This is a genomic window from Azospirillum soli (genome assembly GCF_017876165.1).
Lineage (GTDB): Bacteria > Pseudomonadota > Alphaproteobacteria > Azospirillales > Azospirillaceae > Azospirillum > Azospirillum soli.
Window position 1 is genome coordinate 1 of sequence record NZ_JAGINQ010000032.1, and the last position, 18,094, is coordinate 18,094.

The 18,094-nt window shown below is 70.2% G+C and carries 11 protein-coding genes and 1 rRNA gene; 5 read left to right on the forward strand and 7 right to left on the reverse strand.

Going from position 1 to position 18,094, the window contains the following annotated elements; genetic code table 11:
- Window positions 1–86: ribosomal RNA gene (locus J2852_RS28395) — 16S ribosomal RNA — on the reverse strand; the annotation flags it as partial.
- Between the two features lie 419 nt (window positions 87–505).
- Between J2852_RS28395 and J2852_RS28400 the strand changes: the two genes are divergently transcribed.
- Together J2852_RS28400 and J2852_RS32165 are read left to right on the forward strand one after the other, a co-directional pair.
- Window positions 506–1,756 carry an exonuclease SbcCD subunit D C-terminal domain-containing protein gene (locus tag J2852_RS28400; protein ID WP_209882199.1) on the forward strand — a complete coding sequence of 417 codons (1,251 nt, stop codon included), beginning with the start codon at window positions 506–508 and terminating at the stop codon, window positions 1,754–1,756.
- Window positions 1,756–5,541 carry an AAA family ATPase gene (locus J2852_RS32165; protein WP_209882200.1) on the forward strand — a complete coding sequence of 1,262 codons (3,786 nt, stop codon included), beginning with the start codon at window positions 1,756–1,758 and terminating at the stop codon, window positions 5,539–5,541. Before J2852_RS28400 ends, J2852_RS32165 begins: the two co-directional genes overlap by 1 nt.
- 26 nt (window positions 5,542–5,567) lie before the next feature.
- Here J2852_RS32165 and J2852_RS28410 read toward each other — a convergent pair whose 3' ends face one another.
- The 5 genes from J2852_RS28410 to J2852_RS28430 all read right to left on the reverse strand — a co-directional run bounded on the left by J2852_RS28410 (window position 5,568) and on the right by J2852_RS28430 (window position 12,908).
- Window positions 5,568–7,820 carry a GumC family protein gene (locus J2852_RS28410; RefSeq protein WP_209882202.1) on the reverse strand — a complete coding sequence of 751 codons (2,253 nt, stop codon included), beginning with the start codon at window positions 7,818–7,820 and terminating at the stop codon, window positions 5,568–5,570.
- Between the two features lie 121 nt (window positions 7,821–7,941).
- Window positions 7,942–8,784: a WecB/TagA/CpsF family glycosyltransferase gene (locus tag J2852_RS28415; protein ID WP_209882204.1), complete on the reverse strand. Its 843-nt coding sequence runs from the start codon at window positions 8,782–8,784 to the stop codon at window positions 7,942–7,944.
- Window positions 8,781–10,208: an exopolysaccharide biosynthesis polyprenyl glycosylphosphotransferase gene (locus J2852_RS28420; RefSeq protein ID WP_209882213.1), complete on the reverse strand. Its 1,428-nt coding sequence runs from the start codon at window positions 10,206–10,208 to the stop codon at window positions 8,781–8,783. Before J2852_RS28420 ends, J2852_RS28415 begins: the two co-directional genes overlap by 4 nt.
- Window positions 10,209–10,407: 199 nt before the next feature.
- The gene (locus J2852_RS28425) at window positions 10,408–11,583 is read right to left on the reverse strand and encodes a nucleotidyltransferase family protein (protein ID WP_209882215.1); all 1,176 of its coding nucleotides are present in this window, start codon (window positions 11,581–11,583) and stop codon (window positions 10,408–10,410) included.
- Window positions 11,580–12,908 (reverse strand): O-antigen ligase family protein, encoded by a 1,329-nt coding sequence (locus J2852_RS28430; RefSeq protein WP_209882216.1) that lies wholly within the window; start codon window positions 12,906–12,908, stop codon window positions 11,580–11,582. Before J2852_RS28430 ends, J2852_RS28425 begins: the two co-directional genes overlap by 4 nt.
- 239 nt (window positions 12,909–13,147) lie before the next feature.
- Here J2852_RS28430 and wecB point away from each other — a divergent pair, with 239 nt between their 5' ends.
- Both wecB and J2852_RS28440 read left to right on the forward strand, forming a co-directional pair.
- On the forward strand, window positions 13,148–14,263 hold the full coding sequence (gene wecB, locus J2852_RS28435) for a non-hydrolyzing UDP-N-acetylglucosamine 2-epimerase (protein ID WP_281418493.1): 1,116 nt from the start codon (window positions 13,148–13,150) through the stop codon (window positions 14,261–14,263).
- Window positions 14,264–14,307: 44 nt separating this feature from the next.
- On the forward strand, window positions 14,308–16,470 hold the full coding sequence (locus J2852_RS28440) for a bi-domain-containing oxidoreductase (RefSeq protein ID WP_209882220.1): 2,163 nt from the start codon (window positions 14,308–14,310) through the stop codon (window positions 16,468–16,470).
- Between the two features lie 12 nt (window positions 16,471–16,482).
- On the opposite strand, the gene J2852_RS28445 is transcribed toward J2852_RS28440, so the two are convergent.
- Window positions 16,483–17,118 (reverse strand): class I SAM-dependent methyltransferase, encoded by a 636-nt coding sequence (locus J2852_RS28445; RefSeq protein ID WP_209882222.1) that lies wholly within the window; start codon window positions 17,116–17,118, stop codon window positions 16,483–16,485.
- 191 nt (window positions 17,119–17,309) lie between these two features.
- On the opposite strand from J2852_RS28445, the gene J2852_RS28450 reads away from it, so the two are divergent.
- Window positions 17,310–18,092 (forward strand): hypothetical protein, encoded by a 783-nt coding sequence (locus J2852_RS28450; protein ID WP_209882224.1) that lies wholly within the window; start codon window positions 17,310–17,312, stop codon window positions 18,090–18,092.
- Window positions 18,093–18,094: the final 2 nt, after the last annotated feature.

Here is an 18,094-nt window from a genome sequence, read left to right on the forward strand (position 1 = left end):
CACTAGGGCCGAAGCCCTCGTTCGACTTGCATGTGTTAGGCATGCCGCCAGCGTTCGTTCTGAGCCAGGATCAAACTCTCAGGTTCAAATCGGGCCGAAGCCCAACTCGACGTGGTCGCCGCAAAGCAACCTCACCCAAGCTTTCGAAACTGATGTCTCTTGCTGCATAGATCAGGATGCTTCAGGCAACCGCAATGCCAATCCCCAAACCAGGAGACCGGTCCGCGACGCGGCACCAAACACCGCCGCCTGCGCATCCCTTCTCACAACACGGTATCTACTTGTCCAAGAAACCGCGAAAGGCTTGAACGCTTTGTCCTGCCTTCTGCTTCCCTCGCGTCGTCGCCGCCTCGTTGGCGGCCGTCGCGTCGGGAGGCGCTTTATAGGCGGGTGCCTTCAGGCGAGCAAGCGCTTTTTTCACTCCTTGGCGCTTTTTTCGGAGGGGCCGTTTCGGGGGCCTCTTTCGTAAAGTGGGGCTCCCTTCCTTGTCAGGTTCCCCGGTCCCATGCGCCTTCTCCACACCGCCGACTGGCATCTCGGACAGACGCTGCACGGCATCGCGCGCGATTATGAGCACGCGCGTTTCCTCGATTGGCTGCTGGAGGTGATCGACGAGCAGGCGGTCGATGCGCTGGTGATCGCGGGGGACGTCTTCGACGGGCAGAACCCGCCCATTCCGGCGCTGCGCCAGTTCTACCGATTCCTCGCGCGGGCCAAAGCGCGACGGGCCGGGCTGGACGTGGTGGTAATCGCCGGCAACCACGACAGCGGCAGCCGGCTGGAGGCGCCCTCGCCCTTGCTGACGGAGATGGGGGTTTGCGTGATTGGCGGGCTGCCGGTGGCGGAGGACGGCGCGTTCGAGGCGGACCGGCTGGTTGTGCCGCTTCATGACGCGGACGGTTCGGTGGCCGCGCGCTGCGTCGCGGTTCCGTACCTGCGCCCCGCCGATCTGCCGGCCATGACCGACGCGGCCGAGGATGCCGATCCCTTCATCGAGGGCGTGCGGCGCGTCTACGCCGCCGCGGTCGAGGCCGGCCGGCGCGCGGTGCGGCCGGGAGAAGCGCTGATCCTGACCGGCCACTGCTATATGAGAGGCGGCGCCCTGTCGGAACTGAGCGAGCGCAAGATTCTGGGCGGCAACCTGCACGCCCTGCCGGTGGACATCTTCCCGGAGGACGCCGCCTATGTGGCGCTGGGCCATCTGCACCGGGCGCAGGCGGTGGGCGGCCGGGAGCGTGTGCGCTACAGCGGTTCGCCGATCCCGCTGGCCATTGACGAGGAGTCCTACTTGCATCAGGTCGTGCTGGCCGAGTTCGAGGACGGCCGGCTGGTCCGGCACGACGCGTTGCGGGTGCCGCGCTTCGTCGCCGTTCGGCGGGTGCCCGGCGGCGGGCGGTTCGCGGCGCCGAACGAGGTGCTCGACACCCTGCGCGGCCTGGAGTTGGACGCCGCGTTGCCGCGCGACGCCTGGCCGTTCCTGGAGGTGTCGGTGGCCTTGGCCGAGCCCCGCCCCACCCTGCGCGACGAGGTTGCGGCGGTTCTCGCCGGACGGCCGGTCCGGCTGGTGAAGCTGGCGGTCCGCGCGACCGGCAGCGGCGAGACTCTGGCCGAGGCCGCACCGCTCGCCGATCTGGCGGAACTGGCCCCGGAGGATGTGTTCCGGCGGCTTTATGGAAAGCATCATGAGGGAGAGCCGGATCCGGCGTTGATCGCCGCCTTTCATGAGCTTGTCGCCACCGTGCAGGAGGGTGCGTGATGCGGATTCTCGCGGTGCGCGGCGCCAATCTGGCGAGCCTCGATGGACCTTTCGCCGTGGAACTCGACCACGGCCCCCTGCGCCAGGCCGGCCTGTTCGCCATCACCGGCCCGACCGGGGCGGGCAAGAGCACCATCCTCGATGCGCTCTGTCTGGCGCTGTTCGACCGGATGCCACGCCTGCCCGACGGGCGCGGCGTGCCGCTCGGCCGTGAGGGTGACCCGGATGTCATCAGCACGACCGACGTGCGCACGGTGCTGCGCAGGGGCGCCGGGGCCTGCTGGGCCGAGGTGGACTTCATCGGTATCGACGGAGCCGCCTACCGCGCCCGCTGGGAGTTGCGGCGCGCGCGGCAGAACGCGCGCGGGAAACTGCAAGATCAGGCCATGAGCCTGTCCAGCCTGGACGGCGCCAAGCGGTTCGGCGACGGCAAGACGAGCGTGCAGAAGGAGATCGCCGGCCGGTTGGGCTTGAACTTCGAACAGTTCCGGCGGGCGGTCCTGCTGGCGCAGGGGGATTTCGCAAATTTCCTGAAGGCGCCGGCTAAGGAACGCTCGGCGCTGCTGGAACTGCTGACCGGCACGGAAATCTATTCGCGCCTTTCAAAGGCCGCGCACGAACGGTGGGGGGCCGAGCAGCGGGCGCTGGAGGCGCTGGAGGCGCAATGCGCCGGGATCGGCGTGCTGGGCGACGACGAGCGCGCCCTGCTGGAAGCGGACGCCGCAACGATGGAAGGAAGCGTCCGGCAGGGTGAAGGCGCCCTGGAGGCGGCGCGTGCCGCCGTCGCGTGGCACGAACGGGACGCCCAACTGGCCAGGGCGGAAGCCGAGGCGGCCGGTCAGGCAGCCGAGGCGGAGCGGGTCTGGCTGGACGCAGAGCCCCGCCGGCGGGAGGCCGCGTTCCTGCGCCGCCTGCACCCGCTGCGGCCGTTGCTCGCCGAGGCGGATCGCTGCTCGCGCGAGGCGGCGACCGCACAGGATGCGCTGACGCGCGCGGAAGCGTCGGTCGCCGAGGCCCGGCAGGTCGTCGAACAGACCACCGCCCAGCACGCGGACGCCCGCAGGGCTTTCGAGGCCGCCAGTTTGGCGCAGACCGCCGTTGAATCTGATTTGGAACGCGCGGTCGCGCTCGATCAGCAAATCGCGACGCTCGCGACGGAACACGCGGATGCGGCGAGCGAGGCATACAAGGCCGAGCAACGCACCTCAACGCTGCTAAACGATTGGCGGAGTTTGGAAAAGGCGCTCGGCAAGGCAAGGCGGGAAGCGGCCGAGCGGGAGCGCTGGCTGGCCGGACAGGCGCCGTTCGCACCGGTGGCGGAGCAGTGGGCGCGCTGGGACGCGGTGCTGGTGCGCCACCGCGATGCGACGCGGACACACGGCAACGCGGGGGCGCAGGCTCGGCGTTGCGCGATCGAGTTGCAGGAGCACGAGGCGGAACTGACCCGGCTCGGCCCGGCGTTGGAGGAAGCCAGGATCCGGCACGAGGCGGCTGAGCGCGCACAGGCCGCTGTGCAGGCCGAGCCAATGGCGGCCCTGGACGTAGTCAGCCGGCGCCGGGGCGTCCTCACCGCCCGGCGCGACACGCTGTCGGCCTTGGCGGGAATTGCCGAGACGGCGGCCCGCCTGGCACGGGAGCAGGCCGAAGCGGAGAGCGAGCGCGGGCAGCAGGCCGCTGCCGCGGACGCCGGAGACGCGCGGGCCGCCGAGACGAAGGCGCGGCTGGATCGGCGGCAGGCGGCGCTGGTGGAGGCGGAAGGGGCGTTGCGCCGCTTCCATCTCGCTCGCCGGGACGACGTGGAATCGCTGCGGACGCAGCTGGTCGAGGGGGAGGCGTGCCCGGTCTGCGGGTCGGCGGATCACCCCTGGGCGACCGGCAGCGGCCCGCTGGCGCGCCTTGCCGACGCGCAGGAGGAGCGGGTCGCGGAACTTCGCGCCAAGGTGACCGCGCTGGTCAAGGAGCATGGCGGGCACGAGGCGTCGGCCCGCGCGGCGCGCGAGCGGGTTTCCTTTCTCGACACGCGTTTAACGGCGTTGCGCGACGACGGCGAAGGCGCCGGGCGCCGTTGGGCGGAGCGGGCAGCCGGCCTGGATCTGCCGGAACGGCCGGAACCGGACGCGGTGGCCGCCCAACTGGCGGTGGTCGAGGCGGAACTGGCCGAGGTCGCGCGAGACGAGGCCGCCGCGCTGGATCACAAGGTGCGTTTGGACGCGGCGGCGAAGGACCGGCGCGACGGCGAGATTGCCTTGGCCGACGTCACGCGGACCATCGAGGCGCGGACGAGGCAGCGCGACGCGGCCCGCCACGCCGAGGCGTTGGCGGTGGTGGAACGCGACCGGGCGGCGCGCGACCGGGCCGAGGCGCTGGCGGAACTGGCGGCGCCCTTCGCCGGGGTGGCGGATTGGGACGCGTCGCTGAACGCGGATCCGGAGGGATTCCGCAGCGCGACGGCGCGGCGCGTGGCCGAGCTCCTGGACCAGCGGGAGGCATACGCGCGCGCCGTTCGCCACGGGGACACGCTGGCCGCGACCTGCGCCACCAAGGCCGCCGAACTGGAGGGCGCCCGGCAGGCGGAGCAAGCGGCGCGGCGGCGGCTGGACGGCTTAGTCGAACGGCTTGGCGCGTTGCGGGAAACGCGTGCCGGCCTGCTCGGCGGGCGAACCGTGACCGCGGTGAAACAGGAGCTGGCGGAGGCCCGGCAACGGGCGGAGGCCCTTGTGGACAAGGCGACCGTGGCCCGGCAGAACGCGGCCACCCGCCTGTCGGCGGCGGAACAGGACCTCGCCACGCGCGGCGAGGCGGCCCAACGTTGCGCCAACGCGGTCAAGGCGGCGGACGCGGCGCTGAGCGGGGCGGCGGCCGAACGCGGCGTTGCGGTGGACGAGGCCCGCCTTCATCTCGCCCGGAGCGAGGATTGGCTGATGGCGGAGGAGAAAGCGCTAGCCGCGCTGGATCAGGCGCGGCGCGACGCGGCCCTGCTGGCGGCGGAACGGACGCGGCTGCGCGGCGAGCACCACGCAGCCGGCTCGCCGGCCGCCACGGCGGAGGAGGCGCGGGCCGCCGTCGTCGAAGCGGCCCAGGCGTTGCAGGAGGCGCGGGGCCGGCTGGGCGAGGCGCGGGCGCGGCTGCGCGCCGACACGGAGAACCGGGGCCGGCTGGCCGCCGTGCTGGATCAGGTGAAGGCGCAACGGAAGACCCACGCGCTGTGGGCCGGCATGGCGCGGCTGATCGGCTCCTCCGACGGGCAGAAAATGCGGAACTTCGCGCAGAGCCTCAGCCTCGACATGCTGCTCGTGCACGCTAACCGGCATCTGGAGGATCTGGCGCGCCGCTACCGGCTGGAGCGGGTGGCCGGGGCCGACCTCGAAATCCGGGTGGTGGACCGCGAGATGGGCGACGAGCGGCGCGGGGTTCACAGCCTTTCCGGCGGCGAGATGTTCCTCGTCTCGCTCGCCCTGGCGCTGGGGCTGTCCGCCATGGCCGGTGGCGGGAGCGGAGAGGGCATCGGAACGCTGTTCATCGACGAGGGGTTCGGCACGCTCGACCCCGACAGCCTGGATCTGGCGCTGTCCTGCCTGGAGACGTTGCAGGCCACCGGCCGGCAGGTCGGGGTGATCAGCCACGTGCCGACGCTGGTGGAACGGATCGGCGTTCAGGTCCGGATCGTCCCGCAGGGCGGCGGGCGCAGCACCTTGCGGGTGACGCAGGGCGGCGTGACCGCACCGGCGGACCGCGGCATCGCGGACCTGCTCAGCCCCTCGGCCGACGCCGGATGCGTTGGTTGAGAAGGTGGGGCTGAAGGGCTGGGCCGTTACGCCTCGGTGTAGTATTTCCGGTACTGGGAATAGTAATAGCCGGCGTCGTGGTAGCCGTAGCCGGCATGGCGGCGCAGATCGACGCGCGTCAGCAGGACGCCGCCGATGTTGCCGCACACCTCGCTCAGCATCTGCAACGCCGATTGGGCGGTCTGGCGCGGCGTGCTGTCCCAGCGGACGCAGAACAGGACCTGATCGGCGTGCTGCGCCAGGATCTGGACGTCGGCGACCGGCAGCACCGGCGGGCTGTCCACCACGATCAGGTCGTAGGATTCGCGCATCTTGGCGAACAGCGCCTCCGCCCCGTTGGACAGCGCCATCAGGTCGATGTCGGAATTGCGCGCGCTGCGGCCGGGCAGCACGTCGAGCGGCGTGCGCGGATCGCGGGCCACGGCGTCGGCCAGCGCGGCCGTCCCGTCGAGAAGGTCGATGATCGAGCAGGTCGCCTCCATGCCGATCTTCTTGGCGATGGTGGACCGCCGGACGTCGCCGTCCACCAGCAGCGTCTTCATGCCCAGCGTCGCGCAGGTGCGGGCGAGCGACAGGGCCGTCAGGCTCTTGCCCTCGTTGGGCAGGGACGAGGTGACCAGCAGCACCTGTGGCGCCTTGCGGTCGCGCAGATGCTTCATGGTGAACCACAGCATCCGGAACGCCTCGGCGAAGCCGGAGGCCGGGTTGTCCACCATATAGTCCTCGGTCCGCTTGCCGCTCAGGCGGCGGCCGATCTCCGGGATCATGCCGATCGCGGTGCGGCCGAGCGCGGCCTCCAGCTGATCGCGGGTGCGGATGCCGGCGTCGAAATGCTCCAGCACCAAGACCAGGGCCGAGCCGCCGACGAGGCCGACGATGCCGGCCAGCAGCAGGATCAAGGTGCGCCTGGGCGAGGACGGGGCGCGCGGCGGCTCCGCCTGCGAGATGATGCGGGCGTCGGCTTGCTGGATCTGCTCCTGCTCGCCGGTTTCCTTCACGCGCGACAGGAAGGTCTCGTAGAGGGCGCGGTTGGCCTGGGCCTCGCGCTCCAACTCGCGCAGCCGCACTTCCGCCTTGTTCTGGTCGAGGACCTTGGCCTCCAGCGCCCGCGCCTCGGCGTCCAGCGCCTGCTCACGCTCGCGCAGAACCTCCAGCTCGTTGCGCAGGCTCTGGATCTGCGTCTGGATTTCGCCGTCGATCTTGCGGCGGATGTCGGCCAGTTCCGACTGGGTCTTTAGCAGCAGCGGATGCCGCGCGCCGTAGAGGGAACCCTGTTCCGACATCTGGCGCGACAGGGTCGCTTCCTGTTCCTTCAGCCGCGCGATCAGCTGGGAACTCAGCACCTCGTCGCGCGCGTCGATGTTGCGGCCGCTGCGCAGCGTGGCCTCGACCCGCGCCACGCGGGCGGCCTGCTCGCTGCGCTTGGATTTGGCGATGACCAGCTGGCTGTTGAGTTCGGTCAGCTTCTGCTGCGCGGCCAGCTGCCCGCCGCGCGCGCCGACCAGACCGCTGGCGCTGCGGTAGGCCTCGACCGCGCTCTCGCTTTCGAGCACGGTCGCCCGCAGGTCGGACATGCGGCTGTTCAGCCAAATCGAGGCGCGCCGGACGGCCTCGAACTTGGCCTCCAGCTGCTGGTCGATGTAGGCCTCGGCGTAGGCGTTGACCAGCTGTGCGGCGCGCGCCGGATCGGGCGAGCGGTAGGTCAGCCGGATCACCAGCGATTGACGGATCGCCTCAACGGTCAGGCCGGCGCGCACGCGGGCAACCACGGCATTGCGCATGAGGCGGTCCTGCTCCTCGGGCGACAGTTCGACGGCGTCGGGCCTGCCGATCACCGTGGCGACCGCGTCGGAGATCATCTGCATCACGGCGCCGCCCAGGCGGGATTCCTCCGCCGGCCGCAGGCTGGGGTTGAAGTCCGGATCCTTGTAGAGGTTCAGCTGGTCGGCGACGCGGCGCGCCAGCGTGTCGGAGCTGAACACCTCCACCTCGCTGAGCACGGTCGCCATCTGCGGCTGCAAGGTGGTCAGCACCTCGTGCAGATCGACGATGCGGGTCTTGCGCCCTTCGATCAGGACCTTGGTGGACGCCGTGTAGGTCGGCGTGATCTGGGTCAGGATCCCCCAGGCGATGCCGACGGACAGCAGGAAGACACCCAGGATCGTCCACCGGCGCTGCCACAGCGTCTTCAGAATCCGGATGGGCTGGAGGCCGAACAGGACCCGGAAGTCGCGGGCGAAGCCCTGCCGTGTGTCGCCGTGGGGAAGCGCGTGCGTCATCGATCGGTCCGATGGGAGAAGGTGTCGGGAATGCCGGGCCCTTGGGCCTTTCGCACACCGCGAGCGACAATGAGGAAGATGACCTGAGGTGTCAACGAAGGACGGGAATATCGCATAACGATCATTCTTTCGTCCGCTTCCCGCCCCACGGGGACAGGCCGGACAGACGCCGCCGTATCAGGGCGCCCAGCAGCCAGAAACCGAACACCGCGTTGGTGACCAGATAGCGCTTCCACATCCGGCGCGGCTCCTGGCACAGGCGGAAGAACCATTCCAGGCCGCAACGCTGCATCCAGACCGGCGCGCGGCTGACGAGCCCGGCCGCCACGTCCACGGCGCCGCCGACCCCCATCACGAAGGGCACGCCCATGGCCGGGCCGTGCGCTTTCATGAAGCGCTCCTTCTTTGGGCTGGAGATGGCGACGAACAGGCAATCCGCCTTGCTGTCCCGGATCTGGCGGGCGATGCCCTCCTCCTCGTCCACGCGGAAATAGCCGTTGCGCAAGCCCGCGAAGTGCAGGCCGGGGTGACGGTCGGTCAGGTTGGCCGCCGCCCGCCGCAGCACGGATTCCTCCGCGCCCAGGATGAAGGGGCGGTAGCCGCGCTCCGCGCACAGGCCGAGAAGGCGGTCCATCAGATCGACACCGGCGATCCGCTCCGGCACCGGAAGGCCCAGCATCCGGGCGCCCCAGACGATCCCCATGCCGTCGGCCGTGACGATATCGCCCAGCCGCACGTCGTCGTCCAGCTGGCGGTCCGACCGCATGTTCACCAGCTTGGCGACGTTGAGCGAGACATGGACCATGGAGGCGCGCGTCACGATCGCCCGCTCGGCCCGGCCCAAAATGTCGTCCATGGTCAGCGGGTCGAGCGGCGCGTCGAAGAAATCGAGCCGCTCCGGCCCCGGCAGGACGTCGTCCAGCGTTTCGGGCCGGGTTTCAGGCTTCAGCAGCGTCAGGGTCAATAGACGCTCCGTCCAACGAGATGAAAGAGTGTGCGCACGAGGATCATCAGGTCCAGCCACAAGGACCAGTGATCGATGTACCAGAGGTCGAGGTCGATCCGCCGGCGCAGCCCCTCCGGCGTTTCCACACCGCCGCGGGCGCCGCTGATCTGGGCCAGCCCGGTCATGCCGGGCTTCACGCGGTGGCGCACCATGTATTCGCGCACCGCTTCGGAAAAGGCGGCGTCATGCTCGACCGCGTGGGGCCGAGGGCCGACCAGCGACATCTCGCCGCGCAGGACGTTGACCAGCTGCGGCAGCTCGTCGAGGCTGGTGCGGCGCAGCAGCCGGCCCACGCGGGTGACGCGCGGATCGTCGCGCTGCGCCGCCTTCACCGTTCCGGCGCGGCAGTCGGCCCAGCGCATGGAGCGGAACTTCAGCATCGTGAAGTGGGCGCTGCCCATGCCGCCGCGCGATTGCGGGAACAGGACCGGCCCCGGACTGTCCAGCTTGACGGCCAGCGCGATCAGCAGCATCAGCGGCATCAGCCCGACCAGCAGGCAAGCACCCACGACCAAGTCGAACACCCGTTTCAGAAGACGGTCGTTCGCGGTCAGCGACGTGCAGGCGACGACCTCCACGACGGGAAGGTCGTGAAGCACGGAGGCCCGCTTTAACGTCGTGTTCGGCGGCAGGATCGCGACTTCCAGCGGGAGGAAGCGCGTCGCCTCGGTGAAGGCCTCCATCTGCTCCTCGTCGTCGAGGGCGGGGGCCAGAAGCACCCGGTCGATGGACTGTTCAGCGCACAGGGAACGAACCCGCGCCACCGCCGAGGCCAGATCGGCGCCATTCCCCGGCTCGACCGGGAAGGTCTCCACAAGGTGCAGATTGAACGGGGCCAACAGCGGCTCCAACGTCCGGTGGCGTTGCAAGGACGCGATCACGATGACCCGTTCCCGCAGCCGTTCCGCAGCCCCCGGACCGCTCAGCCGGGTGTGCAGGGCGGCGCGGGCGAGCGCGAGCAGGCCGAGGCCCAGCATCAGCCAGAGGACCAGCCAGATGCGGGAATACCCCTCCGCCGTCTTGCTGATCACGCAGGCGACGAGAACGATGCTCCAGGCGATCACCCACGCCCCGAACAGCCGCGCCGCCCCGTTCCGGCCGGATTGCAGATTGCGCACATGATAGACGCGCAAGGCGCGCGCCGCGCCGGCGAAGGCCAGGGCCCCCAGCAGGATCGGCAGCAGGTAGGCGCTGGGCGGCACCAGGGTGTCGTGCCGGAATTCGTAGGCGAGAGAAGCGGCGAGAATGATGAAGGCGACGTTGACGAGTTCGAACCACAGAATGAGCAGTTCTTGCGAGAGCTGACGGCCGCGCCCAAAGTCCCGGCTCACGGAGTTCGACGTTGCGGCTTGGGCCGCCGTGTCATCCGGCACCATGGTCATGGAAACCACTTTCCTGCCCAAGAGGTGGATCGAGATACATCCCTGCCGTTCATTTGCGCCACAATGATGAGAAGCAAGCCGATCCGCACTCGCAAAACGGCGGCAAATTCACGACCATCACCACCACCACGTATTGTCTGAATGGCAAACGCACTCTTGAATAGTCAAGGGTCTTGCGACACACGGCACGCCCGCCCGTTCAGAATTCTCCCTTTGCGTGAAAAGCCAGAGTCCGCATGAGAATCCGGCCGATCCGCACACCGTAGTAAAGTGGATAAAGTGGTGGGGGAAGGTGTATTATTTTCCGGTCATCGGCGGTCGGCCGCAGATGGCGGTTGAGCACGGCACGACGGGCAGCGACGCGGCTGTGCATCCACAGGTCCCAGCCGACCGCCCGAGACAGCCCTATCCGGTATTGGGCAACCCCCGAGGCCAGCGGCGGGCAGGCGGTCACCAACGGCGTGACGAGCGCCGCCGGGCGGGCCACCCCGTCCAGCAACCGCTGGTCCCCGGCCAACGGTTCGGGCAGCGGCGCGTCCAGCAGACGGTGGGCGAGCAGCGCACCCAGCGCCAGATGCCGCTCACACCCCAATCGGCGCGCCAGATCCAGAGCGACGTTCCAATTCATCTCCGGATGCCGGGCGGCGGCGGCCATGTCGGTTAGCCAGACGATCCGTTCCCAGAAATGCTTCCAGCCGTGGAAGGCGGCGTAGACGACCGCCGCTTCGCGCGACAGGGACCGCACGCCGTGACGGCCGATGCGCAGTTCGACTGCCATGTCGAACGGCCGGTCGAGCGGAAACAGGCGCGGGTCGTCGGCGAGTTCGCCGTGCACTTCCAGCGGGGCCGGCAAGGTGGGGCCGCGAAAGATCGACACGGGCGGCGGATGGGGGTTGTCGGGGCCATCCTCCCGAAACAGGACCCGCGTGAAACCCAGGGGAGCCAACGCCGCCGGCGCATCCTCCAGCGCGTCGCGCGGTATCAGCACGTCCAGGTCCAGGGCATCGCGGGCGGCGACGCCGCCGTGCAGCAGGGCGCCCACCGCCACCCCCTTCAGCGCGACATGAGGGATGCCGGCGGCGGACAGGGTGTTTCCGATGTTTCCAAGCTCCGCCGCCATCCGCAACAGACGCGTGCCGCGACGCCGGCGCAAGGCGGCCAGTTCATCGCGAAACGTCTCGGGTAGGGACAGGTCGTCCTTCACGTCGCCCGACAGGGTAAGGGCGACGCGATGATGCTGGATCATGTCCAGGACCATGCGCTGGACCGCCGGGTCGGCGATGTCCGGGGGCAGCGGAACGCCGGCCGGAACCGGTTTCAGCCGGTCCAGAAGCCACGCCGTCACGGGCGGCATTGCGTCGCGCGGAACCGTCATGAAAGCGCCGCCTGGGATAAGGAATTTTCGCGCGCCACGCCGCCATTCTCCTGCGCCCACCACCGAGACCGCCTGACCTCCGCCCGGCCGACGCCCAAACCAAGCAGAGCCATCCACAGGAAGGTGACGGCCGGAATCTGCGCGACGAAATCGAGGGTCGAATGCAGGGCGATCTGCAGCGTGCCGGCCAGCGCCAAAGCACAGAATATGCGTGCGTCCCGCTGGCGGGCCAATCCGATCATGACCCGCAGGATCAGCCAGAACAGCGCGGCCAGCAAGGCCGCCGCCGCGGGCAGGCCCAATTCCAGCGCCAGTTCGATGTAGGTGTTGTGAACCTCGGTCCACACCGTGTTCTGCGCCGGCGTGCGCAACTCCTGCATGAGATGCGGGAAGGCGCCGAGGCCGTGCCCCAGCCACGGCCGCTCGGCCAGCGCGCCCAGCGCCAGCCTGTAGACCTGCAGGCGGTCGGAGCCGAGTTCGACCATGGTCTCGGACAGGGAGACCGTCGCGCCCCACGCCGCGATGAACAGCAGGCACAGCGCCGCGATGCCGGCGACGGCGCCGGGACGCGCCCGCCCGCCGCGCGATGCCGCCAGCGCCGTGGCAAACACGATCAGCCCGCACAGCGTCGCCATGATCCCGGCGCGGGAATCCGAGGCCAGCTGGGACAGGGCGATGAGGACGGCGACCAGCGCGAACAGAGCGGTGCGCCGTTTCAGGTGCCGCACAAGCACCGCCGGGCGCAACCGTTCCCCTTCCAGCCGCCGGGCGACCGCCGCCAGGGCGCAGAGCAGGCTGAGGCCCGCGAACGCCGCGTAGCTGTTGCGGTTGACGAAGGTTCCGGTCAGATAGCCCTCATAGGCCCATTTCCGGTACCAGAGGATTGTCTCGGCCCCGGACAGGTGGACCACCAGGGCGTAGAGCGCGTAAAGGCCGCCCGCCGCCGCCAGTATGTCCAGCAACCGCTCCGCCCGGCGCCGCGACAGTGCGTGGTTCAGGACCAGCCAGAAGACGAGCGCATAACCGGTCAGGCGCAGCAGCCCGGTCCCCGTGGCGTAGGGGGCGATGGAAACGGTGTTGGCGCCCGCAACGCCGTGGTCCCGCGCCACCGCCCACAGCGGGTGCGCCCAGTGCGGGTGCGCCCAGTGTGCCGGCAGGCCCGGCCAGCCTTGCGCGGCGGCCCACAGCAGCACTCCCGCGAACAGGATCAACGCCGGCGACAAGGGCGCCAGCGGCAGGGTCGGCGGCATCACGCTGCGCTGCCGGATGAGCGGCCAGACGAGACCCAGCAACCCCAGCACGGAGATGGCGATGGTCCAGGACAAGGGCCGATTCAAACCGAGCGGCAGCGGCGCAACCGCGAGTACGCAGGCCGTGACATAAAAATGAGCGTAACGAGCCGTCAACGAATCGAGCCCACGGTTTGGTGCAGTGCGTATCCTGATTAGAACAGAGCTGCGCCAGTGACAAGCGATCACGCTTGCCGGAGTAGATTGCACGCGCTCGGATATCACGATACCAAGGAGCCGCTATCGGTCCGTGCATTGGCCTTCTGGAGACGGATTTGCGGGAGAGTCAACGAAAGGTCGTCTGTGTCATCGGCACCCGGCCGGAGGCGATCAAGATGGCCCCCGTCATCCAACGGCTGGGCCGGGAAGCGTGGGCCGACCTGACCGTGGTGGCCACCGCGCAGCACCGGGAATTGATGGATCAGGTGCTGCCGCTGTTCGGCATCACGCCCGATCTCGACCTCGACCTGATGCGGCACGACCAGTCGCTGGCCGATTTCTCCGCGCGCGCCCTCCAGGCGATGGACGGGGTGCTGGCCGACGTCGCGCCCGACCTGCTGCTGGCGCAGGGCGACACCAGCACGGTGCTGGCCGGGGCCATGGCCGCCTTCTACCGCCGGATTCCCTTCGCCCATGTGGAGGCCGGCCTGCGCAGCGGCGACATGGACAACCCCTTCCCCGAGGAGTTCAACCGCCGCGCCGCCTCGATGGTGGCGTCCATCCATTTCGCGCCGACCGAGGAAGCGCGCGGCAACCTGCTGGCCGAAGGGATCGCCGGCGAGCGGATCGCCGTGACCGGCAACACCGTGATCGACAGCCTGCTGGAAACCGCGCGGGACGACCTGCCGCTGCCCGTCGCCGTTCCCGCCGGCCGGCGGCTGCTGCTGGTCACCGCCCACCGGCGCGAGAATTTCGCCGGCCCGATGGCCGGGATCTGCTCGGCGGTCGCCCGCATCGTCGCCGACTTCCCGGACGTCGAGGTGATCTGGCCGCTGCATCCCAACCCGAACGTCTCCGGCCTCGTGCGTGACGCGCTGGGCCGTACGCCGCGCGTGCATCTGTGCGCGCCGCTGGACTATCGTGCCTTCTGCGCGACGCTGAAACGCTGCACGCTGGTGCTGACCGATTCCGGCGGTCTGCAGGAGGAGGCGCCCGCGCTGGCCAAGCCGCTGCTGGTCCTGCGCGACGTGACCGAGCGGCCGGAGGCCGTCGCCGCCGGGGTCGCCCGGCTGGTCGGCGCCCACCCGAACCGCATCCACGCCGAGGCGTCGCGGCTGCTGTCCGACCCCGCGGCCTATGCGGCGATGGCGAGCGGCGTGTCGCCTTACGGCGATGGCCGGGCGGCGGAACGGATCGTCGCCGTGCTGCGCGACCGCTTCGCCGTGCACTGATCCCCGTTCAGCGATACCCGTTCCGAACCGGAGCTTTCCCCCCAATGTTGCAGGTTTGCCAGAATTACCGGTCCGGCGCGGTCGAACTGCGCGAGGTCGCATCCCCCGCGCTGCGCGACGGCGGCATCCTCGTGAAGACCGCCATCAGCGTCATCTCTCCGGGCACCGAGGGCATGAAGGTGCGCGAGGCCAGGATGAACCTGCTGGAAAAGGCCCGCGCCCGCCCGGATCAGGTCGCGAAGGTGCTGGACACGGTGCGCCAGCAGGGGATGCGCGCGGCCTATCAGAAGGTGATGAACCGCCTGGATTCCCTGACGCCGCTGGGCTACGCGCTGTCGGGCACGGTGCTGGCGGTCGGGGCCGGGGCGGAGGAGTTCCACGTCGGCCAGCGCGTCGCCTGTGCCGGGGCGGGCTTCGCCAACCACGCCGAGATCGTCTTCGTGCCGAAGAACCTCGCCGTGCCCGTCCCGCCGGCCCTGGGGGACGAGGCCGCAGCCTTCGCCACGCTGGGCGCCATCGCGCTGCACGGCCTGCGGCAGGGCGGCCTGCAACTGGGCGAGACGGCCTGCGTGGTCGGGCTGGGGCTGGTTGGGCAGCTTCTGGCGCAGCTGCTCCGCGCGTCGGGCGTGGCGGTCCTGGGCGTCGATCCGTCGGAGGAGCGCTGCCGGTTGGCCGAGCGGCATGGTGTGCGCAAGGCGGTGTCCCCGGACGATGCCTCGGCCAAGGCGGCGCTGAGGGCGATGACCGGCGGGGTGGGCGCCGATTGCGTGTTCCTGACTGCCGCCAGCGACGGCAACGGCCCACTGGAGCTGGCCGTCGATCTGGCGCGCGAGCGTGGCCGGGTGGTGGTGGTTGGCAAGACCAAGCTGGACCTGCCCTACGTCGATTGCTTCCGCAAGGAGGTGGAGGTCCGCTTCTCCCGCTCCTACGGGCCGGGGCGCTACGACCCGACCTACGAGACGAGGGGCATCGACTATCCCATCGACTATGTCCGCTGGACCGAGCGGCGCAACCTTTCGGCCTTCCTCGATCTGGCGGCGTCGGGGGCGGTCGATCCGTTGCCGCTGGTCGGCGCGGAGTTCCCCTTCACCGAGGCGGTGGCCGCCTACGAGGCGCTGCGCGAGGGGCGGCTGCCCGGCCTCGGCGCGCTGTTCCGGCACGCGGACAAGGCGACGGCCGAAACGCCCGCCGCCCCTGCCGTGCCTGCCCAGACGCGGACGGGGGAGGTCGCGGTCGGGGCCATCGGGGCCGGCAACTACGCCAGCAGCATGCTGTTCCCCGCACTGCGGGGCATGGCCGGCGTCCGGCTGGCCGCCGTCGCCACGGCGAGCGGCCTGACCGCCGCCGACGCCGCCCGCAAGTTCGGCTTCGCCCGCCATGGCGCCGACAGCGCGGCGATCCTGGATGACCCGGCCATCGACGCGGTGGTGATCGCCACCCGCCACGCCGCCCACCCCCGGCTGGTCGCGGCCGGGCTGGCGGCGGGCAAGGCGGTCTTCGTCGAAAAGCCGCTGGCCATCGACGCGGCCGGCACGGCGCTGGTCGAGGAGGCGGCGCGGAGCGCGCCGGGCGGCGCGCGGCTGCTGGTCGGCTTCAACCGCCGCTTCTCCCCCTGCATCGCGGCGGTCAAGGAACGCTTCACCGCCGGGGCCGGCCCCCTGGCAATGGTCTTCCGGGTCCACGCCGGCGCGCTCGACCCCACGGCGTGGCAGCGCTCCGCCGAGGAGGGCGGGCGGTTCGTGGGCGAGGCCGGACACTTCCTGGACGTCTTCGCCTTCCTGACCGGCTCGTCCCCGGTGGCGGTCACGGCGTCGCGTCTGCGCCCGACGGGCACCGGCGCGGCCATGGGCGACGAGACCGACAACCTGTCGGTGGTGGTCGATTACGCGGACGGCTCGACCGGGACGCTGCTCTACCTGACCCAGGGCGGCAGCACCACGCCGAAGGAGCGGCTGGAGGTCTTCGGCCAGGGCCGCACCGTGACGATGGACAATTTCGAGACGGTCACCGTGCACGAGGGCGCCGCGAAGCCGAAGACGCGCCGGATCGGCGGCGGCAAGGGGCAGGCCGCCCAGATGGCCGCCTTCATCGCCGCCTGCCGCGACGGCGCGGCCATGCCGATCCCGGTCGCCTGCCTGCTGGAAACCACCCGCCTGACGCTGGCCGCCGTGGAAAGCGCGACCAACCGGCGCACCGTCGTGCTGTAGGCGCGGGACCCCTTACGCCGGCCGCAGGATGGCGTGATAGGTCGAGTGCTTGACCATCGTGGGCAGCGGCAGGATGCGGTTGAACCACTCGCGCGTGCCGTATTCCACTTCGTCCTCACGCAGGGCGAACCCGTGGCGCGCGGCCAGCTGGCCCAGCAGCACGGGGTCGATCCAGCAGACGTGTTCGACGTTGCTCTGCACCCGCCCGCGCACCACGGCCTTGGCGATGTGCCGCCAGTACCAGGGATTGGGCGTGGTCACGAGCAGCATTCCGCCGGGGCTCAGATGGCGGCGGCACGACTTAAGGAATCCCCCGGTGTTGTCGAGATGTTCGATGACGTCGCCCGCGACGATGACGTCGAACGTCTCCCCCAGGTCGAAGTCGCAGGCATCGCCGATGAGGACGTTGAACCCGTTCTCGCGCAGGAAGGCGACGCCCGCCTCGTCATAGTCCAGCCCGACGACACTTTTGGCGGCCTGGGTCAGCGCCCGGTGCACCCAGTACGGGCTTTTGAACTTCTCCCGGTCATGCTCCACGCAACCGATGTCCAGCACGCGCTTGCCTGTGACCAGCTTGGTGAAGAAGCGGATGCGGTGATCGGACCAGGCGATGTCGGGGGAGAGGCCGCACCCGGACGTGGCGCCCATTTGAATTGTCGAGGATTGCTGCACGGCACGACCGAAAACTGCGGAAGAGCGGGCGCACCCTATCATGGGGGAGTGTTGGATCGAAAGTCTTTCGCGTGACACGGCGCATCGGTTCCGGCCCAACCCTGCCCCGTATACATCGCCGCGCAAATTGCAGGCGCGCTTGCTCGCGCGAAGCGGTATACAGGGCCATGCCTCCCAGCACGTCTCGCCCTCCCCGGCACGGACCCAAACTCGTTTCCGCCCTCGTCAGCGTCACGCTCGGCCTGCTGGCCATCGGCCTTGCCGTGCCGCGCCTGTACGCCGAAACGGCGACGCTGATCGGGCAGGCGGCCATCGGCGAGGCGCAGCGGAAAAGCCGGGCGCAGGCGCCGGACGCCATCGATCAGGACAGGATCAGGCCGGACGAGATGAGGGATGTCGCCGCCCTGCTCGACGGTGCTGCAAGGATGAGCGGGTCGCCCATGGCCCACAGCCTTGCCGGCCAAGCCCGCCTTCTCACCGCCGACCACGCCGTCCGGACCGGCCAGCCGGCGGCGGCGAGCGTCGAGGCGGCCGTCGCCGGCCTGAGCGCCGCGGTGGCGGCGAACCCGGCCGACCCCTATGTCTGGGCGCGCCTGACCCACGCGGAATACCGCGCCGGCCGCCCCACGGCTGCCGCCAGCGCATGGCACATGTCGGTGCTCACCGGCCCGTACCATCCCGACCTGATGGAGCTTCGGCTGATCCAGGGCTGGGGCCTCCAGGACTGGCTCGAACCGCCCGCCCGCGCCGCCTTCGAGGAACAGGTCATGCTCTACTGGCGGCTGGACCCCGGCGAGACGACGCTGTTCGCCCATCGCCACGGGGCCGAGGCGCTGCTGCGGCGCCTGTTGAGCGGCGATCCGGAGGCGCTGGACGAATTCAACCTCCGCTACGACAGCATCCCGTCCGCCAGCGCCCCCTCCGCCAGCGCCGGCAGCGCGCGCCCGTGACG